The sequence below is a fragment of the Faecalimonas nexilis genome (genome assembly GCF_059731825.1).
This window is the reverse complement of sequence record NZ_AP029189.1, coordinates 2,585,429-2,612,427: the sequence shown is the minus strand read 5'-3', so window position 1 is coordinate 2,612,427 and position 26,999 is coordinate 2,585,429. Positions and strand designations below refer to the sequence as shown.

Here is a 26,999-nt window from a genome sequence, read left to right as displayed (position 1 = left end):
CTTTGACTACATTTGGAGGTAATTATGGTATTTGAGCATAAATCAGTATTGTTAGAAGAGACAGTAAATGGTCTGAACATCAAGCCAGATGGCATTTACGTAGATGGAACGCTTGGTGGCGGCGGACACGCTTATGAAGTGTGTAAGCATTTAAACAACAAGGGGAGATTTATAGGAATAGATCAGGACGAAGCTGCGATAGAGGCAGCGGGCAGCCGACTAATCGACTTCGGGGAGAGAGTTACGATAGTCAGAAGCAACTATTGTGATATGAAGTCGAAGCTTCAAGAATTAGGCATTGACAAGGTAGATGGGATTGTGCTTGATTTGGGCGTATCCTCCTATCAACTGGATACGGCAGAACGGGGATTTTCCTATCGGGTAGATGCTCCTTTGGACATGAGAATGGATAGGCGTCAGAAGATGACGGCCAAAGACATCGTCAATGAATATAGTGAGATGGATCTTTTTCGGATTATTCGTGATTATGGGGAAGATAAATTTGCGAAAAATATTGCAAAGCATATTGTGCTGGAGAGAGAAAAAGGTCCTATCGAAACTACCGGACAATTGATAGAGATCATCAAACGTGCCATACCGATGAAATTTCAAAAAACAGCAGGACATCCTGCAAAGAGAACCTTTCAGGCAATTCGTATTGAATTGAACAGGGAGCTGGAAGTGCTGAGAGAAAGTCTGGATGACATGATTGAGTTATTGAATAAAGATGGAAGGATATGTATCATTACCTTCCATTCATTAGAAGACAGGATTGTAAAAGGGATTTTCAGGAAGAATGAGAACCCATGTACCTGTCCGCCTCATTTTCCGGTATGTGTATGCGGGAATGAGTCGAAGGGGAGAGTTATTACAAGAAAACCAATTTTGCCAAGTGCAGAAGAGTTAGAGGAGAACAGCCGATCAAAAAGCGCAAAGCTGCGTATCTTTGAGCGCACATAGTGCAGGGCTTATAATTTAATGAAAGTAACAGGGAGATAAATAATCAGAAATGGGGTGAGTGATATGGCATATGTATATGGAAATACCATACGAAAAGAAACACTTCCAAAGACAAAAGAACATATTTCTCCGGACAAGCCCAGGCAGACAAGCCGGCAGGTGCGGAAGAATAGAAATAAGGCATTACATATGAGTGCCGGATATGTTGTGTTTTTGGCGATTGCAGCAATTGCGGCATTGATTGTCTGTACAGGATATTTAAAGCTGCAGTCTGAAATTACCAGTCGCTCAAGAAATATTGCGTCTCTTCAGGAAGAGCTTGCAGATTTAAAAGAAGACAATACAACGAGATATAATGCTGTTTTGAATTCGGTCAATCTGGAAGAAATCAGGGAGAAAGCAATCAATGAACTGGGAATGGTGTATGCCAGCCCAGAGCAGATCATCAAGTACAAAAGTCCGACAAGCAACACAGTAAAACAATATGAAGATATACCGAAAAGCGGTGTTCTTGCAGGTTCAGATAAAGTAGAAAAATAAGGGTGAAATGATGTCAAAGAAAAAACGAGGAGTGCGATATACGAGACAGAAGTTTCCCAAAAAGATGCAAAAAAAGCTAGTAATGTTGTTTGGGGCAATCATACTAGCTTTTGTTTTCTTAATTGGAAGAATTACGTATATCAATGCAGCAAATGGCGAAAAATATACAAAAATTGTATTGGAACAGCAACAGTATGACAGTAGAGTGATTCCGTTTAAAAGAGGGGATATTTTGGATCGAAACGGAACGAAAATCGCAACGAGTGAACGTGTTTACAATGTGATTTTGGATGCAAAGGTCATGCTGGCATCTGAGGATGAGAAGAAAAAGAACAAAACGATCAGTCAGACGAAGAAGGCGCTTGAAGAGTGCTTTGGCATAACGGAAGAAGCGGTCGACAAAGTAATTGAGGAAAATCCGGACGGGCGTTACAACATTATGCTCAAAGGCGCCACATATGCACAGGCACAGGCGTTTGAAGCGATGGAAGAAAATGAAGATGGCAAAGAAGAGTATGCATATATTTCGGGAGTGTGGCTGGAAGAGGATTATGTGAGAACGTATCCGTACAACACGCTTGCATCGGATGTAATCGGCTTTACCGTGTCCGGAAATGTTGGGAACGGGGGGCTGGAAGCATCTTATAACAGTATTTTGAATGGGACAGATGGAAGGGAATATGGATATCTGGATTCGGATTCTTCACTGGAGCGCACCGTGAAATCTGCAATCAATGGCAACACAATTGTGTCTACAATTGATGTCACACTGCAAAGCATTGTGGAGAAACATATCAAAGCGTTCAACGATGAACATAAAGGTGGGGAAGATGAGAATGCACAAGGCAGTCTGAATACAGCTGTTATCATTGCAAACCCGAATACCGGAGAGATTTTGGCTGAGGCATCTTATCCAAATTACGATTTGAATAATCCAAGAGATTTGTCTGCGTACTATACTCAGGAAGAATTGGATGCAATGACAGATGAAGAAAAGCTCGATGCGATGAATTCACTTTGGAAGAATTTCTGTGTAAGTGATGCATTTGAGCCGGGCTCGACGATGAAGCCGTTTACCGTTGCAGCAGGGCTTGAGACCGGAAAGCTTACAGGAAATGAAACCTACAATTGTACAGGTTCATTGATGATTCCGGGATATCCAAGTCCTGTAAAATGTCATAAGTTAAGCGGACACGGCATTCAGACAATAGAAGATGCGATAGCCAATTCCTGCAACGTTGCGCTTATGCAGATGGCAGAGACAATTGGTGTAGAAGACTTTGTAAAATATCAGAGTATTTTTGGTTTTGGAGAGACAACCGGAATCGATCTTCCGGGAGAAGCAGAGGGACTTCTTTTTTCTGCAGAAGATATGAAACAGATTGATCTTGCGACAAGTTCATTCGGACAGAGTTTTACCGTGACAGCAACTCAGATGGTAGCAGGATTTTCGTCTCTGATCAATGGTGGAAATTATTATGAGCCACATATTGTGAAACAAATTCAGGACGAGAATGGAAATATCATTGAAAACAAAGATCCGGTATTGTTAAAAAAGACCATCTCGGAAGAAACCAGCAAGACGCTGAGAGAATATATGAGAAAAACAATGACGGAAGGAACCGGAAAAAATGCACAGGTGGAAGGATATGACATCGGTGCGAAAACCGGAACGGCACAGAAAATTCCGCGAACAAGTGGTAAGCATCTGCTTTCTTATATGGGATTTGCGCCGGTAGATAATCCGGAAGTGCTTGTATATGTCATCATTGATGAGCCAAATGTGGAGAATCAGGCAAACAGCAGTTATGTGACAGATTTGGCGAGAAATATTATGACGGAAGCATTTCCGTATTTGAACATTACGAAAGCAACAGAAAGTACAGAAGAATAAAGGTAGAATAACCTCATAAAAGCGTTAATAAATTATAACAATAACTTTTATGAGGTTTTTTATATGAAAAATAAGACGTATAACCGTAAAAAGATTATGGTCGTCTTTGTATGTGCGATGCTTGTGTTGCTTGGACTGATTGGGAGACTTGTATATCTGATGATATTTGACGCAGAATATTATCAGGAGAAAGCAGAAGCGCTGCACGAAAGAGAACGAGAAATCAAGGCGGCGAGGGGAGAAATTATTGATCGGAATGGGACAGTGCTTGCAACCAATAAGACGGTGTGTACCATTTCCGTAATCCACAGTCAGATCAAAGACAAAGAAAAGGTAATTCGGGTATTATCAGAGGAATTGGAACTTGAACCGGAAATCGTCCGCAAGCGTGTGGAAAAGGTTTCTTCTATGGAGCGTGTCAAGACGAATGTAGACAAGGAGATAGGTGATCGGATACGGGAATATGAGCTGGACGGAGTGAAGGTGGATGAAGATTTTAAACGCTATTATCCATATGATGAACTTGCCTCAAAGGTGCTTGGATTTACAGGAGGAGATAATCAGGGGATTATCGGTCTTGAAGTGAAATATGAGGAGTATCTAAAGGGGATCAATGGCATGATTTTGACAACAACCGATGCGAGAGGAATTGAGCTGGAGGGAATCGCGGAGGATCGAAAAGAGGCAATTCCGGGAAATACATTGCAGATTAGTCTGGATTATAATATTCAGAAATATGCACAGCAGGCGGCGGAAAAAGTGATGGAAGAAAAGGCGGCAGACCGGGTGTCTGTTCTGGTTATGAATCCGCAAAATGGGGAAATCCTGTCAATGGTGAATGTGCCTGAGTTTAATTTGAATGATCCTTTTTCCTTAGAGACGACAGGGGTATCTGATGAAAGTGTGAAAGCGGAAGAAAAACAGGATCTTCTGAATCAAATGTGGAGAAACGGCTGTATCAATGACACGTATGAACCGGGATCTACATTTAAAATTATTACATCATCTGCGTGTCTGGAAGAAGGGGTAGTGAAGCTTGACGATACGTTTCACTGTCCGGGCTACCGGATTGTAGAGGATCGAAAAATTCGATGTCATAAGGTCGGCGGACATGGGTCTGAGACCTTTGTGCAGGGAGTACAAAATTCTTGCAATCCTGTATTTATCGACATCGGACTTCGTCTTGGGGTAGATAAATACTATGATTATTTTAAGCAGTTTGGGCTGATGGATAAGACGGGAGTAGATCTTCCGGGGGAGGCGGGAACAATTACGCATAAAAAAGAAAATGTCGGGTTGGTGGAACTGGCAACGATGACTTTTGGACAGTCATTTCAGATTACACCGATTCAGATGGCAACCACGGTCAGTTCTCTGATTAACGGTGGCAGGAGAGTGACTCCGCATTTTGGGGTGAAAGTGATTAATGAACAGGAAAAGCATGAGAAAATATTTGAGTATAAGGAACGAAAAAATGTGGTGTCAGAAGAGACGTCGGAGACGATGCGGACGATATTAGAAAGCGTCGTGTCGGAAGGTTCAGGAAAGAATGCTTATATTGAAGGATACAAAATCGGCGGAAAGACAGCTACGTCTCAGACACTTCCGAGAAGTGCAAAGAAATATATTTCCTCATTCATCGGATTTGCACCGGCAGATAATCCGCAGGTGCTGGCAATGATTGTCATACATGATCCACAGGGAATCTATTATGGAGGTACCATTGCGGCGCCGGTTGTGAAGGACATTTTTGAAAATATCCTGCCGTATCTGGGGATTGAAAAGGAAGGGGAATAGTTGTATACTGTATAAGGTTATAGAAGAATAACTAAAGAGATGAAGAGGTGTGGTATGGATTATAAAATGGTGATACCGGTACTGGTGTCATTTGCTTTGAGTGTGATTATGGGACCGGTTGTGATCCCGATACTTAGAAAGTTGAAGATGGGGCAGACAGAGCGAGAAGAAGGTGTGCAGTCACACTTAAAGAAAGCGGGGACGCCGACAATGGGAGGCGTGATCATTCTTGCGAGTATCGTTTTGACGTCTCTGATTTATATAAAAGATTACCCGAAAGTGATTCCGATTTTGTTTGTGACACTTGGATTTGGGATGATCGGATTTTTAGATGATTATTTGAAAGTTGTGATGAGACGGTCTGACGGACTGTATCCAAAGCAGAAAATGGCACTGCAGATTTTGGTGACGGGAATATTTGCTTATTATATTGTTCGGTTTACAGATGTGCCGCTCACATGGCTGATTCCGTTTTCGGAAGGAAAATATTTGGATTGGGGAATTTTTGCGCTTCCGCTTTTGTTTGTTGTAGTGATTGGAACGGTCAATGGAGTGAATTTCACAGACGGACTGGATGGTCTTGCATCCAGTGTGACGGTTTTGGTGGCAACGTTTTTTACAGTTGTGGCAATTGGAACAAAAAGCGGGATTGAACCGATTACTTGTGCAGTCGTGGGCGCGTTGCTTGGATTTTTGTTGTTCAATGTATATCCGGCGAGTGTGTTTATGGGGGATACAGGTTCTCTTGCGCTTGGGGGCTTTGTCGCATCGACGGCTTATATGCTGCAGATGCCGTTTTTTATAGCGATTGTAGGGTTGATTTACCTGATTGAAGTACTGTCGGTAATGATTCAGGTAACTTATTTTAAAAAGACCGGTGGAAAGCGCATTTTTAAAATGGCGCCAATCCATCATCATTTTGAACTTTGTGGCTGGTCTGAGACGAGGGTTGTGGCCGTGTTTTCGATTGTTACGGCAATCTTATGTCTTATTGCACTTATGGCGATATAGAAAAATGCAGGAGGAACGATATGGATATGAAAAATAAAAAAGTACTTGTATTTGGTTCTGGAATCAGCGGAATCGGAGCAGGAAAATTATTAGAACAGGTTGGAGCATCGGTTGTTTTATATGACGGAAAAGAGACACTCGACAAAGAAGTGTTAAAAGCACAGCTTGGTGACGATACAAAAGCAGAAATCATTTTGGGAGAACTTTCAGAGGAGGTTATGGAGACGCTTGATCTTGTTGTGATGAGTCCTGGAGTGCCTACAGACCTTCCGGTTGTCTTAAAGATGCGTGATATGGGAATTCCGATCTGGGGAGAGGTCGAGCTTGCCTATACATATGGAAAAGGCGATGTGCTTGCAATCACAGGAACCAATGGAAAGACGACGACGACTGCACTTTTGGGAGAGATTATGAAGAACTATAAAGAGAGTGTATTTGTGGTTGGAAATATCGGAAATCCATACACGGCAGCTGCGTTAGAAATGAGAGAGGACAGCGTGGCGGTGGCTGAGATGAGTAGTTTTCAGTTGGAGACAATCCATGAATTTCGCCCGAAAGTCAGTGCAATTTTAAATATTACACCGGATCATCTAAACCGTCATCATACGATGGAAGCGTATATCAAGGCAAAAGAGGATATCGCCAAAAATCAGACGAAAGAAGATACTTGTGTACTGAATTACGAAGATGAAGTGACAAGAAAAATTGGAGAAAATGTAAAAGCGAATGTTCTATATTTCAGTAGTCAGCGTAAACTAGACAGAGGGATTTATTTAGATGATGGGAATATTATATTGAGGCAGGACGAAGAAATCCTGGTCTGCAATGTAAATGAGCTGAAATTACTTGGGACACACAACTACGAGAATGTGATGGCAGCAGTTGCTATGGCTGCGGCATATGGGACACCGATGGAGGTTATCCGCAGGACGATCAAAGAATTTGCGGGAGTGGAGCACCGGATCGAATTTGTGCGTGAAAAAGACGGTGTTGCATATTACAATGATTCCAAAGGTACGAATCCGGATGCGGCGATCAAAGGGATTCAGGCGATGAACCGACCAACAGTTCTGATCGGCGGCGGATATGACAAAGACTCTGAGTACGAGGAATGGATTCAGGCGTTTGACGGGAAGGTAAAACTCCTCGTATTAGTCGGGGCAACAAAAGAGAAAATTGCGGAAGCAGCCGAGAGAGTTGGATTTGTGTCATATGTTATGGCAGACTCTTTTGAGGAAGCAGTAGAGAAATGTATTGAGGCGGCAGAGCCTGGGGATGCAGTTTTGTTATCGCCGGCATGTGCAAGCTGGGGAATGTTTAAAAACTATGAGGAACGAGGAGATAAATTCAAAGAACTTGTAAATTGTCTATAAGTGGGGAGTGGATTTATATTGACGCGGCAGAACAAAAAGAGAGGATATGATTACAGCCTTCTCGCAGTTGTTTTCCTGCTGGTAATCATAGGGTTGGTTATTTTGTACAGTACAAGTGCCTACAACGGACAGGTAAAATTCCACGATCGGTTTTATTATTTGAAAAAACAGGCATTTGCGACGGCGCTTGGACTGGCACTGATGTTTTTTATGGCGAATATCGATTATCATATTTGGCAGAAATTTGCAGTGCCGGCATATATTACGGCGCTAATGCTGTCTGTAGCTGTTTTGCTTGTAGGTGATGAGTATAATGGGTCCAAAAGATGGTTATCTTTCGGACCTTTGTCATTTCAGCCTTCAGAATTTGCAAAGATTGCAGTGATCTTATTCTTGGCATGTGTGATCACAAAGAATGTGCGAAAAATGAAACAAATGCGATATTTGCTGTTTGTCATGCTTCTGATTTTGCCGATCGTAGGACTTGTGGGGGCGAGTAATTTAAGCACCGCAATCATTATTCTTGGAATTGGCGCTGTGCTTGTGTTTGTGGCAAGTCCAAAGTATGCACAGTTTGTATGGCTCTGTGTCAGCGGCGCCGGATTTATGGGGATTTTTCTGGCGCTTGAGAGCTATCGACTGGAACGGCTGGCAATTTGGAGGAATCCGGAAAAATATGAAAAAGGCTATCAGACATTGCAGGGATTGTTTGCAATTGGCTCGGGAGGTCTCTTTGGAAGAGGACTTGGGGCAAGCGTGCAAAAGCTTGGATTTGTTCCGGAGGCGCAAAACGATATGATTTTTTCCATTGTCTGTGAAGAATTAGGTCTTGTGGGAGCGTCATTTATTATTCTTTTATTTCTGATTTTAATCTGGCGTTTTTTTATGATTGCCACACATGCAAAAGATTTGTTTGGGGCGCTGATCGCGTCCGGAGCGATGGCGCACATGATGATTCAGGTCATACTCAATATTGCAGTTGTCACCAACACGATACCAAATACAGGAATCACGCTGCCGTTTATCAGTTATGGGGGAACTTCGGTTATGTTTCTTCTATTAGAAATGGGGCTTGTCCTGAGTGTATCGAATCTGATAGAATAGAAAAGAAACGACAGGAGGAAAAAGATGGAGCAGGAAAGAGAAGAGATCGAAGAAAGACCGAGAAAAAAAAGAAAAAAGAAAAAAAGTAAAATTGGATATTATTTATATGCGGTTGTTGTGCTGATACTGACGATCGCTATCATAGTAGTAGCTACATTGATTTTATTTCATGTGCAGAAGATAGATGTAAAAGGAACGCAGTACAGTGAAAAGAATGAGGTGCTAGAGTGGGTTCGGGAAGATAAATACACTTCGAATGCGTTGTATGCACTTTGGAAATTTAAGTTTGGTTCCTATAAGATGCCGCCATATCTGGAAAAAGTAGAGGTAGGGCTTTCGGCTCCGTGGGCATTAAAAGTAAAAGTGACAGAGAAAAAGATGATTGGCTGCATAGTATCAGACAATGAGTATGTATATTTTGACAAAGAAGGGCTTGTGCTTCTGAAAAGTACTGAGAAGATGGATGGGGTACCGGTGATAGAAGGACTGGAAACCGAAACGATCGAACAGTACAAAAAGCTTTCTGTGGATAATGAGAAAGTATTCTCTTATATTGTGGAGTTGACAAAAGAGATAAAGAAAAATGATTTGGAGCCGGATCGCATTGTGTGGGAAGACAACAGCATGGATCTGTACTTTGAAAATGTGTGTGTGCATCTTGGAAGAAGCCGTTTTGACGAAAAAGTGGTTCAGCTTCCACCTATTTTAGAAAAATTAGAGGGAAAAACAGGCGTGCTCGATATGGAATATTACAATGAAGCAAGTTCAGATATCAGTTTTAAAGAAGAAGTTACAACAAACGAGTAAAAAAATGAAAAAATAAGGAAAGTTTCTATTGATTATTTAAGGAAAAGCCGATATTATATAACTATGTGACAAGAAGCATATAAAGTATAATCCAGGGATGTATAAGATAAATAGGGAAACAAAGGAGGAGAAACTCTTGTTAGAAATCAAAACAAATGAATCAGAAGCAGCAGCAAAAATAATTGTAGTAGGTGTCGGTGGCGGCGGTAACAATGCGGTGAACCGCATGATCGATGAGCAGATTGCCGGAGTTGAATTTATTGCAATTAATACAGATAAACAGGCGTTACAGTTGGCAAAAGCTCCAACATTGATGCAGATTGGGGATAAGCTTACAAAAGGTCTCGGTGCAGGAGCAAAACCTGAGATTGGTGAAAAAGCAGCAGAAGAAAGTGAAGAAGAGATTGCAGCAGCATTGAAAGGTGCTGATATGGTATTCGTGACATGTGGTATGGGTGGCGGAACCGGTACAGGTGCTACACCGGTTGTTGCACGTATTGCGAAAGAGCAGGGAGCGCTTACAGTTGGTGTCGTTACAAAACCTTTCCGTTTTGAATCAAAGACACGTATGAACAATGCTCTTGCAGGAATTGAAAAGCTCAAAGAGAATGTAGATACACTGATTGTAATCCCGAACGACAAGCTGCTTGAAGTGGTAGACAGAAGAACGACTATGCCGGACGCGCTGAAGAAGGCAGACGAGGTATTGCAGCAGGGTATTCAGGGAATCACAGACTTGATCAATGTACCTTCTTTGATCAATTTGGACTTTGCCGATGTGCAGACAGTAATGCTTGACAAAGGTATTGCACACATTGGTATCGGATATGGAAAGGGAGATGACAAGGCTCTTGAGGCAGTGAAGGAAGCTGTTTCCAGTCCACTTTTAGAGACAACAATTGCAGGTGCATCTCATGTTATCATCAACATTTCAGGTGATATCACATTGATGGATGCAAGTGATGCAGCTGAATATGTACAGGATCTTGCAGGCGAAGAAGCTAATATTATTTTCGGTGCAATGTATGATGATACAAAGACAGATGAGGCGACAATCACAGTTATTGCGACAGGTTTACATAATACAGGCGGAACAGCTTCTAAATTAAAATCAAGATTAGAGAAGACTGTTATGCCGACTATCCAGAATGTAGAAAGACAGGAAGCTCCTGTAGCTCAGCAGTCAGCGAACAAGTTTGATCTTGGAGCAGATGCCGTGAATGCAGCACAGCCAAAGACTGCAGGTGGAACGATGCCTACATTACAGGTTCCAAGAACACCAACGAGCCATGTAAAGGAACAGTCTATTAAGATTCCATCATTTTTGAAAAAATAAGAGATTGATTAATAAAAAGAGATATGCAAGAGCATGTCTCTTTTTTTGTCGAACGAAAGGGGCAGTTTCCCAAGCGTATTTGACAAATTTTTCGGAGGACATTCCGTATAATGAGTTTTGCTTGAGTACCAAATCGATTTTGCGTCGAAAGAGAAAGAAGGTGGGACGTGTACTATGAATTGTATATAGACGTGCTGTTCCTGGTAAATTTTATGATGGACTATATACTTTTGCTTTTAGTTCGAAAGATGTTAAAGTGTACTGCCACGCACGGTAATATCTGTATAGGAGCAATGACAGGATCTTTTCTGACGTGTCTGGTCATCATATTACCGGTCTTACATCCGTTTTTGAAATTCATACTGTTCCATGTAGTTGTAAACACAGCAATGATCAAAGCAGGGCTTAAGATCAAAGATATGAGAAATTTTGTAAAAGCGCTTTTGATGCTTTATACGGGTGGATTCCTGCTGGGAGGTGTGATGGAGCATTTCAGACAGTACATAAAGATTGGAAGTATGTTTCTGCTTGTCGCAGTCGCTGCATATTACGTTGTTACATGGATATGGAGTTTTATCGTTTCCGTTCAAAGAGTGAATCAATATCAATGTAGAGCGCAGTTGTATCTGGGACAAAAGAAATGTTGTATAAAAGGCATGATTGACACTGGCAACGGACTGAGAGACCCTGTCACAAATGAGCCTGTCAGCATATTGGACAGAAAGACGGCGATGAAATTTTTGGGAGAAGAAAAAATGGGGAAGATCAGATATGTTCCGTATCATTCAATCGGAAAGCGGGAAGGGGTTCTTCCGGTTGTGCGGATTGACAAAATGTGTGTGGAAAATGATGAAATTCACTGGATTAAAAATCCGTTGATTGGAATCAGTGAGGAAGAAATTACGGCAGAAGATACATATCAGATGATTTTAAATCCTGACATATTTTAGGAGGAGTAAAAATGGTTATCAACACAGTGATGTCACATCAGTTTAAATTTAAATTTATACCGGGATTTCGAACATTTTTGTTTCCGGAAAAGAAGGATATACATTACATAGGGGGCTCTGAAGTGCTTCCGGCTCCACTGGCGGTGGAGGAAGAAGCAGAAGCAATCAACGAGCTCGGCTCAAAAGACGATGAGTATGCCAAGAAAGTTTTGATTGAACACAATCTGAGACTTGTCGTCTACATTGCAAAAAAATTTGACAATACAGGGGTTGGAGTAGAAGATCTGATATCGATTGGGACGATTGGTCTGATCAAGGCAATCAATACATTCAATCCGACAAAGAATATAAAGCTTGCGACATATGCCTCCAGATGTATTGAGAATGAGATTTTGATGTATCTGAGAAGAAATAATAAGACAAAGCTGGAAGTGTCAATTGATGAGCCGCTAAATGTTGACTGGGATGGAAATGAGCTTTTGTTGTCCGATATTCTGGGGACAGAAGAGGATACGATATATCGTGATCTGGAAAATGAGGCAGAGCGAAAATTACTTGTTAAAGCAATCGGCAGGCTTTCCAACAGAGAGAGGATGATCGTGCGGATGCGTTTTGGGCTTGGAACACTTGACGGGGAGGAAAAAACGCAAAAAGAGGTCGCTGACCTCCTTGGCATTTCACAGTCTTATATTTCAAGATTGGAGAAGAAAATCATGCAGAGATTAAAGCGGGAAATGGTGCGTTATGAATCTTAAAAATTGGTAAAAAGACTATCGAAAAGAAGGAAAAAGTGGTAGGATAAAAAGAAAAGGGGTTGATTGTATGAAATTAACGTTTATCGGAGCAGCCCACGAAGTGACTGGAAGCTGTCATTTGCTGGAGACGAATGGTAAGCACATTTTGATTGACTGTGGTATGGAGCAGGGACCGGATTTGTATGAGAATCAGGAACTTCCGATTGCACCGGGAGATATTGATTTTATACTTCTGACACATGCACATATTGACCATTCAGGTTTGATTCCGCTTATGGTGAAAAATGGATTTAAAGGACAGATTGTCACCACTTTTGCAACCGCGGATCTCTGCGATATTATGCTTCGAGACAGTGCCCATATTCAGGAGTTTGAAGCGGAGTGGAGAAATCGAAAGGCAAGACGTTCCGGTGAGCCGCTGTATGAGCCGCTGTATACGATGCAGGATGCACAGGATGCAGTGGAACTTTTGGCACCGTGCGATTATGAGCAGCGGATAGAGCTGTGCAAGGGCGTGGAAGTGCGTTTTACAGATATTGGACATTTGCTTGGCTCTGCCTGTATTGAGATTTGGATTACAGAAGAGGGGCTATCACGGAAAATTGTATTTTCAGGAGACGTCGGAAATATCAATCAGCCGATTATCAAAGACCCGAAACAGATAAAAGAGGCAGATTATGTTGTGATTGAATCGACTTACGGAGATCGTCTGCATGGAGATGAGAGACCGGATTATTTGGGAGAATTTACAAGGATTTTGCGAGATACCTTCCAAAAAGGAGGCAATGTGGTGATTCCTTCTTTTGCAGTGGGAAGGACGCAGGAACTACTGTATTTTATCCGTGAGATCAAAGAGAAGAATCTGCTGAGTGATTTCCCGAACTTTGATGTGTATGTGGACAGTCCGCTTGCGATTGAGGCAACCAGTGTGTTTACAAAGAATGAGAGAGATTGTTTTGATAAAGAGGCAATGGAATTGGTGGATCAGGGAATTAACCCGCTTGTATTTCCGGGTCTGAGGCTTTCTGTGACGAGTGACGATTCCAAATTGATCAATTTTGACAGCAGACCAAAAGTCATTATATCCGCTTCCGGAATGTGCGAGGCGGGCAGAATCCGGCACCATCTGAAACATAATCTCTGGAGAAAAGAATGTACGATTCTTTTTGTAGGTTATCAGGCGGTCGGTACACTCGGACGAAAACTGATCGAGGGAGCGCCTGTTGTCAAGCTGTTTGGCGAGACTATTGAGGTGGCTGCCAGAATTGAATCGTTGAAAGGAATCAGCGGCCATGCGGATATGAATGGACTGCTTGACTGGCTTGGTGGATTTGAATCGGATATCAGGCATGTATTTGTCGTGCATGGCGAGGATCAGGTGACCGATTCCTTTGCAGAGACAGTGACTGAGAGATTTGACATACCGGCATTCGCACCGTATTCAGGCGGATGTGTAGATCTTGCGACGAATCAGATTCTGTCAAAAGGAAATCCGATTGTGAAGAAGAAAGTGGAGAAACCAGAGAAATTGAGAGCAGAAAGTGCATTTAACCGCACGGTAAACGCGGGAAAATATCTGCTTGAAGTTATTATGAAAAATGAAGGTCTCGCAAATAAAGACCTTGCGAAATTAGAAGCTCAGATTAAAAATCTGGCAGATAAATGGAACCGGTAATGAACCGTTTGAAATAATAGTTCTTGAACAAGTGTCAAGGACTATTATTTTTTTTATTTCGTTCAAAATAGTATATTTACACCGCACAATGCAGAGAATCCTACTAGAAAGAAATCGTGGGAGGATACGAAGATGGCACTGAATAAAGTGGAAATATGTGGTGTGGACACGTCGAAGCTGCCGCTGCTTAAGGAAGAAGAGAAAAATGCACTATTTGCAAAGATTAAGGCAGGAGATGAGGGAGCGAAAGAGCAATATATAAAAGGAAATCTAAGACTGGTATTAAGCGTAATCAAGCGTTTTACGAATAGCAATGAAAATCCGGATGATCTGTTTCAGATAGGATGCATCGGGCTGATCAAGGCAATCAATAATTTTAACACAGAGCTGGATGTCAAATTTTCTACCTATGCAGTTCCGATGATTATCGGGGAGATCAGAAGATATATGAGAGACAATAATTCGATTCGTGTAAGTCGTTCGCTGCGGGATACGGCATACAAAGCAATCTATGCAAAAGAGGGATATATGAAACGGAATCTAAGGGAGCCGACACTTCAGGAAATCTCAGAAGAGATTGGCATAGCAAAAGAAGATATTGTGTTTGCGATGGATGCGATTCAGGCGCCGATGAGCTTAAATGAGCCGGTCTATAATGACGGTGGAGATGCACTTTATGTGATGGATCAGATCAGTGACAAAAAAAATAAAGAAGAGAACTGGATTGAGGAACTGGCGCTTCAGGCAGCGATGGAACATCTGGGAGAGAGAGAAAAATATATTATCCGATTACGTTTTTTTGAGGGGCGCACCCAGATGGAAGTTGCGGAGGATATTGATATTTCCCAGGCACAGGTGAGCAGACTTGAAAAACACGCATTGAAGGTGATGCGCCAGTATCTGATGGCATGAGAGGGGAGAAAAACATGGGCAGTGTGCGAGGAGAGAAGTATACTGCCTTCACTACTTTTTGGAGGTTGTAAAAAAAGATATTGAAATTTCAGAGTGTTCATACTATACTGATGCTATAAAAAATTAAGGAGGCACACAATGTATAAAGCATGCATATTTGATTTGGACGGGACATTGACAGATACATTAGAATCCTTAACATATTCAGTTAATGAAACGTTGAAAGAATTAAAGCTTAAGAAAATTACACAAGAGCAGTGCAGAAGCTTTGTCGGAAATGGTGCGAGATGTCTGATCGAACGTGCCTTGGTGGCAGGAGGAGATTTAGAAAAATCTCAGATGGAGCCGGCAATGGAGATATATGGACGTATATTTGGAGAAAATTGTACATATCATGTAACACCATACGATGGAATCGCAGAGATGCTTGAACAGTTGAAGAAGAGTGGAATCAAGCTGGCGGTGCTGTCGAACAAGCCGCATTTGCAGGCTGTTGATGTGGTGAAGGAATTTTTCGGGGAAGATGTTTTTTCATATGTTCAGGGACAGATAGACAGTGTACCGAGAAAGCCGGATCCGAGCGCAGCACTGATGATTGCAGAGAAGCTTGGATGTAAAAAAGAAGAATGTGTGTACGTCGGAGATTCTGAAGTGGATATTAAGACGGGGCATGCAGCGGGTATGAAGACAGTGAGCGTATCCTGGGGATTTCGCTCAAGAGAAATACTTAAGGAAAATGGTGCGGAGCATATCATTGACAGACCAGAAGAATTAATTCATATGATAGGAAAGGGTATATAGGAGGAATTTTAAAATGTATGAATATGATGAAGAATGTTTAAAAGTTTTTTTGGAGAAACAGTTACAGTTATTTGACGAACCGGTTGCGGAGACTCTTGAGGAAGCAGAGGCATTTTTGGAGGACTGCATGGCAGTTGTCGTGGATTCGTTGGACGAAGTAAGAGATTACTTTGAAGAGAACGGAGCGGATATCGCAGAGATGACAGATGATGAGCTTGAGGAGGCTTCGGAAGTATTTCCGGTTTCTGACGGACGCTATCTTGTTGTAGAAGGCTAAGAGAAGCAAAAAGCCACGGTTTTATTTGACCGTGGCTTTTTTTAATGCATCATCAATTGCGTTTATGATGACCTGAGAGGTGTAAGGATTATCTTCCGGGAAGGATATATTTTCCAGCGACTGGGAATCATAGACTTGCTCTGCAATATTTTCGATTGCAGGCTGAATCAGCGGGTACATTGTTGCAACTGTTTCATCCAGATTGCTGAACCGGATGGAGTTGATGTGTGAGCTGTCCACTGCAACTTCCACTTCCAGAGAAGTGTTATTTAAAGTGACGGTGGAAGTGTAGACACCGGGCATATATTCTTGTTTTTTGGATGTATGTTTTTCATCATTTGGGAGGAACATAAAGGTTAGCAGCAGGATCAGCAAAATTCCCAGCACGACAAACACTACAGTATAAATCACTTCTTTCATGTGTAAGACAACGATTTTGGTCTTGGAACTCATAGAGGCCTCCTAATCTATCGAACGATAATTGTTTACTTTTTATAATGTATGAAGAAGTTTGGAAAATTATTCATGGCTTTTGCGTGACAAACGAGGATAGTTCTTGTAAAATAAGAAAAGCAGTAAAAAGAAGAGGTGAAATGATGTTTGTTATAGTAGGATTAGGAAATCCGACGGCTCAGTATGAAGGAACGAGACACAATGCCGGGTTTGATGTCATAGATGTGTTGGCGGAGAAATATAATATATCAGTGGATGCAAGGAAGTGTCGGGCATTCTGCGGGAAAGGAGTCATTGCGGGGCAGAAAGTACTTCTTGTAAAACCGCAGACTTATATGAATTTGAGCGGAGAGAGCGTTGGGGGAATTGTAAATTACTACAAGATTGATCCGGAGTCTGATCTGCTTGTCATTTATGATGACATCAGTCTGGATGTAGGACAACTTCGCATCCGCAAAAAAGGAAGTGCGGGCGGTCACAACGGAATCAAGAGTATTATCGCCCATCTTGGCACAACGGTATTTCCGAGAATTAAAGTAGGAGTAGGAGAAAAACCGAAGAATTACGATCTGGCAGACTATGTGCTCGGTCATTTTTCTAAACAGGAAAGAGAATTGATGGAAGAAGGATATGAACATGCATCTGATGCAGTAGAGCAGATTGTGCAAGGTGAGATTGAGGCTGCGATGAATGTGTTCAACAAAAAAGTAAAAGCATAGAAGGAGGAGAACATGCAGTTTTTTGCAGGACCGCTGAAAGAATTGGCGGAGTATGAAGAGATTCAGAAAAAAAGAACGGAAAAGCAGGGAATGATACAGATATCAGGTTGTGTCACTTCCCAGAAAACACATTTGATGTATGCGCTGGGCGATGGTTTTAAACGAAAAATCATCGCTGTTTCCAGTGAGCTCAAGGCAAAACAAATTTATGAAGAGTACCGTTTTCTGGATTCTGATGTATGGATCTATCCGGCAAAAGACTTATTGTTTTATCAGGCAGATCTTCGTGGCAAGTTTTTGATTAAACAGAGAATGGAAGTGTACCAGGCATTGCTTGAACAGGAACAAGTCACTGTGATCACAAGCTTTGACGGCTTTATGGATTCTTTGCTTCCGCTGGAAGAGATGGAAAAGAGGGTCATCTCTTTGGAGGCAGGACAGGAGCTTGACTTTGAGAAATTAAAAAAAGATATGGTGCTTCTTGGATATGAGAGGGAAGAACAGATCGAAGGTCCCGGACAGTTTGCGGTGCGGGGAGGTATTTTAGATATTTATCCGTTGACGGAAGAAGTACCTGTGCGTATTGAGATGTGGGGAGATGAAATTGATTCTATCCGTACATTTGATGTGGAAAGCCAGCGCTCTATTGAGAATCTGGAATCGATTCGTATCTATCCGGCAACAGATTTTCCGGAAGAACAGGCAAAACGTGTTTCATTTTTAGATTATTTTGATAAGAAAACAAGTATGCTGTTTTTGGATGAGCCGGTGCGCCTGATTGAAAAGGGAGAGTCTGTGGAGGAAGAATTTGTGCAGGCACAGGCAAACCGTATGGAATGTGGGTATGCGGTCTCGGACGAGGAGATGAAACTGTTCTCCACAAAAGAGATTGCCGACAAGATGAATCAATACTATAGTATAGGGATGTCGGCATTGGAGATGAAGTGCAAAGAATTTAAGACGCGTGGTCTGTATCATTTGCAGGCAAAAGGGGTAAACCCGTATAATAACAGTTTTGAGATGCTGACACGGGATCTGAAGCAGTTAAAGAGAAAAGGGTACCGTGCGATCTTGCTTTCCGGTTCCCGAACAAGAGCAAAACGTCTGGCAGAAGATTTAAGAGATTATAATCTAAGCAGTTTCTACAGTGAGGATGTAGAACGAGAGGTTAATCCAGGAGAAATCATGGTGACTTATGGGCATGTGACGGAAGGATATGAATATCCGATGATCAAATTCATCGTCATTTCTGAAACGGATATCTTTGGGCAAAAAAAGAAAAAGAGAAAGCGTAAAGTATATGAGGGACAGAAAATACAGAGCTTTTCAGAACTGAAGGTCGGAGATTATGTAGTACATGAAAATCATGGATTGGGGATTTATCAGGGAATCGAAAAGATTGAGGTGGATAAAGTTTCCAAAGACTATATGAAAATTGCTTATGCGGCGGGCGGGAATCTGTATATTCCGGCAACTCAGCTGGATCTGATCCAAAAGTATGCAAGCGCAGATGCAAAGAAACCAAAGCTTAATCGGCTTGGTGGACAAGAGTGGACGAAGACGAAGACAAGAGTTCGCGGGGCAGTAAAAGAGATTGCAAAGGACCTTGTCGAACTGTATGCGGCAAGACAGGAAAAACATGGATTTGTCTATGGAGAGGATACAGTATGGCAGAGAGAATTTGAGGAGATGTTTCCGTTTGAGGAGACGGAGGATCAGCTGCTTGCAATCGAGGCGACGAAAAAAGATATGGAGAGCACCAAGATCATGGATCGCCTGATCTGTGGAGATGTTGGATACGGCAAGACAGAGATTGCGATCCGCGCGGCATTTAAGGCGGTGCAGGAGAATAAGCAGGTGGTGTATCTCGTTCCGACGACGATACTTGCCCAGCAGCATTATAATACGTTTGTGCAGCGCATGAAGGAGTTTCCGGTGCGAGTCGACCTGATGTGCCGTTTCCGTACTCCGGCGCAGCAGAAAAAGACAATTGAGGACACAAAACGCGGTCTGGTGGATATCGTGGTAGGTACGCACCGTGTGCTGAGCAAAGATTTGGAGTTTAAAGATTTGGGACTTTTGATCATCGATGAAGAACAGCGTTTTGGAGTGCAGCATAAGGAGCAGATTAAAAAATTAAAAGAGAATATTGATGTGCTGACGCTGACAGCGACACCGATTCCGAGAACCTTGCATATGAGTCTTATCGGAATACGTGATATGAGCGTGCTTGAGGAGGCTCCGGTTGACCGTATGCCGATTCAGACATATGTCATGGAATACAATGATGAGATGGTGCGCGAGGCGATACAAAGAGAATTATCCCGTCAGGGACAAGTGTATTATGTGTATAACAAAGTGAAAGATATCGATGAGATTACGGACAAGGTGCAAAAGCTTGTGCCGGAGGCAAATGTGGCATTTGCGCATGGGCAGATGAAAGAACGGGAGCTTGAGAACATTATGCTTGATTTTATCAATGGGGAAATCGACGTGCTTGTGTCGACGACGATCATAGAGACGGGACTTGATATTTCCAATGCAAATACAATGATTATCCACGATGCAGACCAGCTCGGACTTTCGCAAATGTATCAGCTAAGAGGACGTGTGGGACGTTCCAATCGAATGGCATATGCGTTTTTGCTATACAAAAGAGATAAACTCCTGCGTGAAGTGGCAGAGAAACGCCTGTCAGCAATCCGTGAGTTCACAGATCTTGGTTCTGGTTTTAAAATCGCCATGCGGGATTTGGAAATCCGCGGAGCAGGGAATCTTCTGGGGGCAGAACAGCACGGACATATGGAGGCTGTCGGGTATGACCTGTATTGTAAGATGCTCAATGAGGCAGTTAAGCAGCTGAAGGGTGAGATTGAGGAGGAGCCATATACAACAACAGTAGATTTGAATGTAGATGCGTTTATTCCGGCGTCGTATATTCCAAATGAATACCAGAAACTCGATATTTATAAGCGGATTGCAAGTATTGAAAATGAGGCGGAGATGGATGATATGCTGGAAGAATTGATTGACCGATATGGAGATATTCCGAGAAAAGTTCAGCAGCTTTTGCAGATTGCGCTGTTGAAATCACTTGCACACAGTGCATATTTAGTTGCTGTGGAGCAAAAAGGGGAACAGTTCCGGTTTACAATGTATGAACGTGCGAAGGTGCATGCAGAGCGGATTCCGATGCTGCTTGATCAATACAAAGGGGCGCTTAAATTTACGGTTGATACGAATCCTTATTTTGTCTATGAAAAGAAAGCAAGAAATAAAAAAGAGAAAGACGATGATGTGCTAGAACTTGTGAAAAAAGTGTTAAATGATATAAAAACATTGATAGAATAAAGAAAAACCGCTATAATTAAGAATTAGAAATACAAAGGAGGCAGTTATGAGGAATCTGAAAAAGAAAGTAGTCGTATTTGCGACAGCGGCATCTCTTGCAGTAGTCTCAATGACAGGATGTGCAAGCTTTGAAAACGCAGATACAGTGGCAACTGTTGGAGGGGATAAGATACCGGCAGGAGTTGCAAATTTTTATGCGAGATACCAGCAGGGAATGATTGAGACAAACTTAGGCTCTATGCTTGGAGACAACATGTGGACGCAGGAAGTAAGTGAGGGAAAGACTTATGAGGACAATGTAAAAGACAGTGTGATGGATGCGCTTCAACAGATGTATATTCTGGAAGACCACATGGCAGAATACGAGGTTGTGTTGACAGATGAAGAAAAGAGTGCGATTCAGGAAGCGGCAAAGAAATTCGATGAGGGCAATGAGCTGGAAGCCAAAGAATTGGTATCCGGAGAGACGGAGTATGTGGAAAGAGTGCTGACTCTGCTTACGATTCAGAAGAAGATGACGGATGCGGTGACAAAGGATGTAAGCACAGAAGTTTCGGATGAAGAGGCTGCGCAAAAGAGTATGCAGTATGTAAGTTTTCCATATACGACAACAGACGAAGAAGGGAATTCTAAGACTTTGACAGATGAAGAAAAGGCAGCCCTGAAAGAGACGGCAGCAGCTTTCCTGGAAGGTGCAAAAGCGGCGGAAGATTTTGCGGCTTATGCGACAGAACAAGGCAAGGAAGCGCAGACAGCTACCTTTGATTCAGAGAGTACATCGCCGGCCGCGGAGTTGATTGCGGCAGCAGATTCTTTGGGAGTGGGCGGATTTACAGATGTCATAGAGACAGAGAATGGACTCTACGTCGCAAAAGTGACAAGTCTGCTCGACAGAGATGCGACAGATGCGAAAAAGGAGACAATCGTAAATTCTCGGAAAAGCGAAAAGTTCAATGGGGTTTATGATGGCTGGAAAAAAGACACTAAGATAAAAGTGAATAAAGATGTATGGGCAAAAGTAGATTTTCAGGATGTCGGAGTAACTGTCAAACAGAATGAAGAAGAGCCATACACAGAATAATTAAGGAGACAGCTTTCTTTCACGGAAAGCTGTTTTTTTCATATAGTATCAGCAGAGGTGATCGTATATGAATGGAATTTTAATGGCACTATTTGGAACACTTGGAACCTTTCTCATAACAGCTTTAGGAGCAGCGGGGATTTTCTTTGTCAGACGGGAAGTCAGCGGAAATCTGCAGTGTGGATTTTTAGGATTTGCCGGGGGAGTTATGATAGCTGCGTCCGTGTGGTCGCTGCTGCTTCCGGGGATTGATTTTGCAGAGGCAAACGGGCAGGTTGGATGGCTTGTCATGACCGGTGGTTTTTTGTTGGGAGTCATCACATTGCTTGTGGCAGACGGGTTGATGAAAGCATGGTATGAGAGAGAAAAAAGTACACAGCTTACATTGGGGAAAAGTACGGCAATGCTGATCATAGCAATCACAACTCACAATATTCCGGAAGGAATGTCAGTCGGGCTTGCATTTGCACTGGCGGGACAAAATATGCAAGATACGGCGTTGTTGTCAGGTGCGGTTGCACTGGCGATCGGAATTGGAATTCAGAATTTCCCAGAAGGGACGGCAGTTGCATTGCCGCTTGTGAAAGAAGGGGTAAGTAAAAAAAGAGCATTTGTCATTGCGAGTATGACAGCGGTTGTAGAACCTCTTTTTGGTGTGCTTGCAGCAGTATTTGCGAGATTTGCAAATGCATCGATTGCAATATTACTTGCATTTGCTGCGGGAACAATGATCTATGTCGTTGTGGAAGAACTGATTCCACAGGCGCATATGGGAGAAAACGGGAAGATGGGCACACTCGGATTTGTTGTCGGTTTCCTTGTGATGATGATATTGGATGTTGCGCTTGGATAAGAAAAGTGCTATTTACAAGCGAGTGTGGTAAAATGGAGAAAGGATGGGGAACGAAAGTAATGTTCACCCATCTTTTTGGCTTTATGGCATTTGGTTCAGAGATTTGAAGGTGTATCCCATTTCTTCCCACTTTGTCAGCAACTCATCTAAGATTTGTCCGTTTGTGGAAGAGGTGTTATGCAGCAGAACGACAGCGCCGGGATGTATTCTTCCAAGTAGTTTGTCAAATGCCTCTTCTTTTGTCGGTTGTTTATCCTGATACCAGTCAACATAGGCAAGACTCCAGAAAAACGTCTTATAGCCCAGTTCTTTTGCCATTTTCAAGTTTTCTTCACTGTATTTTCCTTGCGGAGGGCGATAAAATTTTATCATTTCTTTTCCGGTGATTTCCTGATAGAGTTTTTCGACATCCTGAATTTCCTTTGAAAAGCTTTCCATCGTGGAAATCTTGGACATGTCCGGGTGCGTATAAGTATGATTTCCTACGATATGACCTTCCTCGACCATACGCTTGATCAGATCGGGGTTGTCGGAGAGGAAATTCCCGACGACAAAAAATGTAGCCGGAACATTGTGTTTTTTCAGTGCGTCTAAGATGGCTGGCGTGTTACCATTTTCAAAGCCGGCATCGAATGTAAGATAGATTACCTTTTGATCGGTATTTTCGGCGTAGTAAGCATCATATTGCCTTAAGTCTTCGTAGGTCGCATTTGCAACGGGAGGTTTTCCGTCCTCCTGAAAACTCAGCCCCCAATTGCCGGTGGCAGATGTAGTGACCGACTTTGTCTGAAAATGTTCCACTGTCCGGGCAAAAAAGTGACCGACGAGGAATGCGGCGATAAATAAAAGAGAAGTACCGATTATTTTTTTGTGTGAGAATGGCTTCATAAGAACCTCAAAAATAGGATTTAGTTTAGTATATAAAAAAGAGGCTGTCTCTATTCCGGGGGAAGAAAAAAGGACAGAAGTAAAAACTTCTATCCTATCCTTACAATCATATATATCAAGTATTGTTATTCCAGTAATGATTAAAATGCTACACTTCCGGTCTCGGTTGTGTTGATTACATAATATACAGCGGCTTCTTCAGGTTTTACATATAATGTCATAGTCTTGATGTCGCCAATTTTTCTACCTGATTTCGTCCATGCCTTTTTCACTGCTGCAATCATGTCTTTGTCTTCCACTTGCTTTCCTTGGTGCTCTACGATCAAAGTCGTTTTCATCTCTTTTTTTGGAGCTGCTTTTCTTACTTTTTTTGCAGCTTCTTTTGTCTCTTCCACAACTTTTTCTGCAGCTTTCTCTACGGCAGGGGCAGTCTTTTCTACGACCTTCTCTACGGCAGGAGCAGTCTTTTCTACGACTTTCTCCACTACAGGAGCAGCTTTCTCAGCAACCTTTTCCACTACAGGAGCAGCTTTTGCTTTCATTGCATTTAATTTACTTTCTTGTTTTTTAACTTGTCTTTTTGTAGCCATAATCATACCCTCCTAACAAACTGTACGGCAACATAATACATTATTCTTTTCTATTATAGCATACTGTCAATAAAATTGTTGCCAATAATTTTGAATTTTACGAATAAATGATGTATTTTCTATACAATTCGAAAATATATTTTGTCCCGTCCCATGAAAAAATGGGAATCCTGAAGTTCTGGCTCATTGTCTGGAATGGCATCTACAATGTCGGATAACAAGATTTCTTGTTTGGCGGCTGGTGTGTGATATTGAAAATATTCAAGAATTTTTTTCGGAACACCTAATTTCACACGGCGCTTTCTGGCATATTCGTCTGTTTCGTGTTCGTCTATGTTGAGTCCGAAAAGTTCCAACTCAATCTCCAGATAACCGTCAATATAATCAATGACACTGTCAAAAGGCCTCCGACGAAGAGATTCATCAAACAATTCACAGATATGTCGGTAGTAGAGAGTCAAAAACTGTTCTTTGTCAAAGTGAACATCGGCTTTTTTACCTTCCGGTGCATTGCGGAGAATTCCCTGAAGCTCATTGTGTTTGGTGTCAAAATAGGTCATAGATGCCATTGCAAATGTGGGTGCCTGCCCATTTACACTTTTGATACCGAGCACTTGATTGAAGGCATCGCTTAATGCCTTCGGAGCATGATCACGTTTTCCTGTCGGCTCCCAGATACTCCATTTTCCATCGGCTTGTGTCAGACCGACAAAGGAGGGTTTTTTGCGCCCGTTGCAGATAAAAGATTCTTTCCCGTAGACCTGTTCAAAAAGTGTTGTGTTCAAAAAATAGTCTGTCTGAAATTCTTTCATGCTGAAAAGCTTTGTAAAAATAAGTCCCAGATAGTAGGAGGTAACACTTTTTTCGCTCGCATCTAAATATTCTGTCTCAGGAGATTTGATTAGATAGCCGTCGCAGACAGAAAGAATGGATTCAATCATCGATACTTTAAAAATAAATTCCTGGCTCCGCTTTTCGTGATGCCATAAAGCCAGATGCTGGGATGGAGTCGCGCATGTCACAAGGGCGTGCAGCAGTTCCAGATTGTTGAACTCTAAAATCTTAGAAGAAAAAAACGGCCATTCCATCCCATTACAGCCTGTAATTTCCAATGCTAGTTTGTAGCAGTTATCCTGTGTTAGTTTCATAGAGATTCCCCGGCTTTCGAAAAGAAAAATACGTTGTTTCTATGCTCTTATTATATGTGATTTTTCTGCTTGTTACAATAGTATTATTAATGAGACTTATAAACCCTCTTTAAAAATAATTAACTATCTTTCTTTGCACTTGCGGGCGATTCGTGCTAAACTTATTCTGTTAATGAGCTAATAAGATAATTGAAAAGAGGAGAAAATACATGGGTGGATTTTTTGGCGTTGCTGCAAAGACAGACTGCATATTAGATTTATTTTATGGCGTAGATTATCATTCACATCTGGGAACAAGACGCGGTGGAATGGCAACATTTGGAAAAGGCGGTTTTCACCGTGCGATTCATAATATTGAGAACTCTCCGTTTCGTACAAAATTTGAGCGGGATGTCGAGGAAATGAAAGGGAATATCGGAATCGGCTGTATTTCTGATTTTGAACCACAGCCGCTTTTGATTCAGTCACATCTGGGAAGTTTTGCAATCACAACAGTTGGAAAGATCAACAATCTGGATGCACTTTTGAATATTGTCTATGAGAATGGGCATACACATTTTCAGGAGATGAGCGGCGGGCAGATCAATGCAACTGAACTAGTAGCATCGTTGATCTGTAAAAAAGAGACGATTGTGGAAGGAATCCGATATGTGCAGGAGATCATTGATGGCTCCATGACAATGCTGATCATGACAAACGAGGGAATCTATGCAGCGAGAGATCGTTATGGACGTACTCCGCTGATGGTCGGCAAAAAAGAAGATGCATATTGTGTTTCATTTGAAAGTTTTGCATACATGAGTATGGGATACTCTGATTATAAAGAACTTGGACCGGCGGAGATTGTCTACATTACACCAGAGAGTGTGGAAGTCGTTTCAGAGGCAAAAAAAGATATGAAGATCTGTTCGTTCCTTTGGGTGTACTATGGATACCCGACTTCTTCTTACGAGGGAGTGAATGTGGAAGAGATGCGTTATAAATGCGGCAGTATGCTGGCAAAACGTGACAAAGGAACCATCGAGCCGGATGTGGTAGCAGGTGTTCCGGATTCGGGTATTGCACATGCGATTGGATATGCGAACGAATCGGGCTACCGTTATGCGAGACCATTTATCAAATATACACCTACCTGGTCCAGATCATTTATGCCTACAAATCAGGCACAGAGAGAAAAAGTAGCGAGAATGAAACTGATCCCGGTGCCGTCTTTAATTGAAGACAAGAGACTGCTTTTGATCGACGATTCAATCGTGCGAGGAACACAGCTTCGTGAGACGACGGAATTTTTATATAACAGTGGCGCGAAAGAAGTTCATGTAAGACCGGCATGTCCGCCGTTGCTTTATGGATGTAAATATTTGAATTTCTCACGTTCAAAATCAGAACTGGATCTGATTACCCGCAGAATTATTTTGGAACGTGAGGGAGAGAATGCAGAAAAGGTACTTGATGAGTACGCAGATCCAAACAGTGACCGCTATGCAGCAATGCTGGAAGGAGTGCGCAAGCAACAGAACTTCACGACATTGAGATACCACAGACTGGATGATTTGATTGCGTCTATCGGATTGGAACCATGTAAACTCTGTACATATTGCTTTGATGGAAAAGAATAAGACTTTTTGAGCAGGATTTTAGGAAGATCAGCTAGTAATCGCTGGTCTTCTTTTTAATTTGGATAAGAAAGATGGTTTATTTAAGAAAAAATATATATTTTGTAC

The 26,999-nt window shown here is 42.1% G+C and carries 24 protein-coding genes; 20 read left to right on the top strand and 4 right to left on the bottom strand.

Going from position 1 to position 26,999, the window contains the following annotated elements:
• The first annotated feature begins 24 nt into the window (after positions 1 to 24).
• The 15 genes from rsmH (at position 25) to AC6I5B_RS13060 (ending at position 16,192) form a co-directional block, all read left to right on the top strand.
• Positions 25 to 960 carry a 16S rRNA (cytosine(1402)-N(4))-methyltransferase RsmH gene (gene rsmH / locus AC6I5B_RS13130; RefSeq protein WP_004611117.1) on the top strand — a complete coding sequence of 312 codons (936 nt, stop codon included), beginning with the start codon at positions 25 to 27 and terminating at the stop codon, positions 958 to 960.
• A 63-nt stretch (positions 961 to 1,023) separates the two neighbouring features.
• Positions 1,024 to 1,500, top strand: coding sequence for a hypothetical protein (locus AC6I5B_RS13125; RefSeq protein WP_004611116.1), 477 nt, complete (start codon positions 1,024 to 1,026; stop codon positions 1,498 to 1,500).
• A 7-nt stretch (positions 1,501 to 1,507) separates the two neighbouring features.
• A complete protein-coding gene (locus AC6I5B_RS13120; RefSeq protein WP_181989647.1) occupies positions 1,508 to 3,394 on the top strand; it encodes a peptidoglycan D,D-transpeptidase FtsI family protein in 1,887 nt (628 codons plus the stop codon).
• A gap of 63 nt (positions 3,395 to 3,457) precedes the next feature.
• Complete coding sequence (locus tag AC6I5B_RS13115) at positions 3,458 to 5,191, top strand: peptidoglycan D,D-transpeptidase FtsI family protein (RefSeq protein ID WP_004611114.1); 1,734 nt, start codon at positions 3,458 to 3,460, stop codon at positions 5,189 to 5,191.
• Between the two features lie 54 nt (positions 5,192 to 5,245).
• Positions 5,246 to 6,202: a phospho-N-acetylmuramoyl-pentapeptide-transferase gene (gene mraY, locus AC6I5B_RS13110; protein WP_022251217.1), complete on the top strand. Its 957-nt coding sequence runs from the start codon at positions 5,246 to 5,248 to the stop codon at positions 6,200 to 6,202.
• Positions 6,203 to 6,222: 20 nt separating this feature from the next.
• A complete protein-coding gene (murD, locus tag AC6I5B_RS13105) occupies positions 6,223 to 7,575 on the top strand; it encodes a UDP-N-acetylmuramoyl-L-alanine--D-glutamate ligase (RefSeq protein ID WP_004611112.1) in 1,353 nt (450 codons plus the stop codon).
• Positions 7,576 to 7,593: 18 nt separating this feature from the next.
• Complete coding sequence (locus AC6I5B_RS13100) at positions 7,594 to 8,679, top strand: FtsW/RodA/SpoVE family cell cycle protein (RefSeq protein WP_022251215.1); 1,086 nt, start codon at positions 7,594 to 7,596, stop codon at positions 8,677 to 8,679.
• A gap of 24 nt (positions 8,680 to 8,703) precedes the next feature.
• Positions 8,704 to 9,486: a cell division protein FtsQ/DivIB gene (locus AC6I5B_RS13095; RefSeq protein ID WP_497773390.1), complete on the top strand. Its 783-nt coding sequence runs from the start codon at positions 8,704 to 8,706 to the stop codon at positions 9,484 to 9,486.
• Between the two features lie 136 nt (positions 9,487 to 9,622).
• Complete coding sequence (gene ftsZ / locus AC6I5B_RS13090; protein ID WP_022251213.1) at positions 9,623 to 10,822, top strand: cell division protein FtsZ; 1,200 nt, start codon at positions 9,623 to 9,625, stop codon at positions 10,820 to 10,822.
• Between the two features lie 167 nt (positions 10,823 to 10,989).
• The gene (locus AC6I5B_RS13085; protein ID WP_022251212.1) at positions 10,990 to 11,772 is read left to right on the top strand and encodes a sigma-E processing peptidase SpoIIGA; all 783 of its coding nucleotides are present in this window, start codon (positions 10,990 to 10,992) and stop codon (positions 11,770 to 11,772) included.
• A gap of 11 nt (positions 11,773 to 11,783) precedes the next feature.
• Positions 11,784 to 12,527, top strand: a complete 744-nt coding sequence (sigE, locus tag AC6I5B_RS13080) for an RNA polymerase sporulation sigma factor SigE (protein WP_004611106.1) — start codon at positions 11,784 to 11,786, stop codon at positions 12,525 to 12,527.
• 67 nt (positions 12,528 to 12,594) lie between these two features.
• Entirely contained in the window at positions 12,595 to 14,202 is a 1,608-nt protein-coding gene (locus tag AC6I5B_RS13075; RefSeq protein WP_004611105.1) for an MBL fold metallo-hydrolase RNA specificity domain-containing protein, read from the top strand.
• Between the two features lie 132 nt (positions 14,203 to 14,334).
• Complete coding sequence (gene sigG, locus AC6I5B_RS13070; protein WP_004611104.1) at positions 14,335 to 15,114, top strand: RNA polymerase sporulation sigma factor SigG; 780 nt, start codon at positions 14,335 to 14,337, stop codon at positions 15,112 to 15,114.
• Positions 15,115 to 15,252: 138 nt separating this feature from the next.
• Positions 15,253 to 15,915, top strand: a complete 663-nt coding sequence (locus AC6I5B_RS13065) for an HAD family hydrolase (protein ID WP_004611103.1) — start codon at positions 15,253 to 15,255, stop codon at positions 15,913 to 15,915.
• Positions 15,916 to 15,928: 13 nt separating this feature from the next.
• On the top strand, positions 15,929 to 16,192 hold the full coding sequence (locus AC6I5B_RS13060; RefSeq protein WP_004611102.1) for a hypothetical protein: 264 nt from the start codon (positions 15,929 to 15,931) through the stop codon (positions 16,190 to 16,192).
• Between the two features lie 21 nt (positions 16,193 to 16,213).
• Here the strand turns inward: AC6I5B_RS13060 and AC6I5B_RS13055 are convergent, their stop codons facing one another.
• The gene (locus AC6I5B_RS13055) at positions 16,214 to 16,645 is read right to left on the bottom strand and encodes an FMN-binding protein (RefSeq protein ID WP_004611101.1); all 432 of its coding nucleotides are present in this window, start codon (positions 16,643 to 16,645) and stop codon (positions 16,214 to 16,216) included.
• Positions 16,646 to 16,788: 143 nt separating this feature from the next.
• Here AC6I5B_RS13055 and pth point away from each other — a divergent pair, with 143 nt between their 5' ends.
• From pth to AC6I5B_RS13035, 4 genes are all read left to right on the top strand, one after another.
• Positions 16,789 to 17,364 carry an aminoacyl-tRNA hydrolase gene (pth, locus tag AC6I5B_RS13050; protein WP_022251209.1) on the top strand — a complete coding sequence of 192 codons (576 nt, stop codon included), beginning with the start codon at positions 16,789 to 16,791 and terminating at the stop codon, positions 17,362 to 17,364.
• Between the two features lie 12 nt (positions 17,365 to 17,376).
• On the top strand, positions 17,377 to 20,715 hold the full coding sequence (gene mfd, locus AC6I5B_RS13045; protein ID WP_004611099.1) for a transcription-repair coupling factor: 3,339 nt from the start codon (positions 17,377 to 17,379) through the stop codon (positions 20,713 to 20,715).
• 46 nt (positions 20,716 to 20,761) lie between these two features.
• Complete coding sequence (locus AC6I5B_RS13040) at positions 20,762 to 21,796, top strand: peptidylprolyl isomerase (protein ID WP_004611098.1); 1,035 nt, start codon at positions 20,762 to 20,764, stop codon at positions 21,794 to 21,796.
• 67 nt (positions 21,797 to 21,863) lie between these two features.
• Entirely contained in the window at positions 21,864 to 22,649 is a 786-nt protein-coding gene (locus AC6I5B_RS13035) for a ZIP family metal transporter (RefSeq protein WP_004611097.1), read from the top strand.
• Positions 22,650 to 22,730: 81 nt separating this feature from the next.
• Here the strand turns inward: AC6I5B_RS13035 and pdaA are convergent, their stop codons facing one another.
• From pdaA to AC6I5B_RS13020, 3 genes are all read right to left on the bottom strand, one after another.
• Positions 22,731 to 23,537 carry a delta-lactam-biosynthetic de-N-acetylase gene (gene pdaA, locus AC6I5B_RS13030; protein WP_118208295.1) on the bottom strand — a complete coding sequence of 269 codons (807 nt, stop codon included), beginning with the start codon at positions 23,535 to 23,537 and terminating at the stop codon, positions 22,731 to 22,733.
• 140 nt (positions 23,538 to 23,677) lie between these two features.
• Positions 23,678 to 24,127, bottom strand: a complete 450-nt coding sequence (locus AC6I5B_RS13025) for a DUF6465 family protein (protein WP_022251205.1) — start codon at positions 24,125 to 24,127, stop codon at positions 23,678 to 23,680.
• A 119-nt stretch (positions 24,128 to 24,246) separates the two neighbouring features.
• A complete protein-coding gene (locus tag AC6I5B_RS13020; protein ID WP_118208296.1) occupies positions 24,247 to 25,275 on the bottom strand; it encodes a hypothetical protein in 1,029 nt (342 codons plus the stop codon).
• Positions 25,276 to 25,484: 209 nt separating this feature from the next.
• On the opposite strand from AC6I5B_RS13020, the gene AC6I5B_RS13015 reads away from it, so the two are divergent.
• On the top strand, positions 25,485 to 26,894 hold the full coding sequence (locus tag AC6I5B_RS13015) for an amidophosphoribosyltransferase (RefSeq protein ID WP_118208297.1): 1,410 nt from the start codon (positions 25,485 to 25,487) through the stop codon (positions 26,892 to 26,894).
• The last annotated feature ends 105 nt before the right edge of the window (positions 26,895 to 26,999 follow it).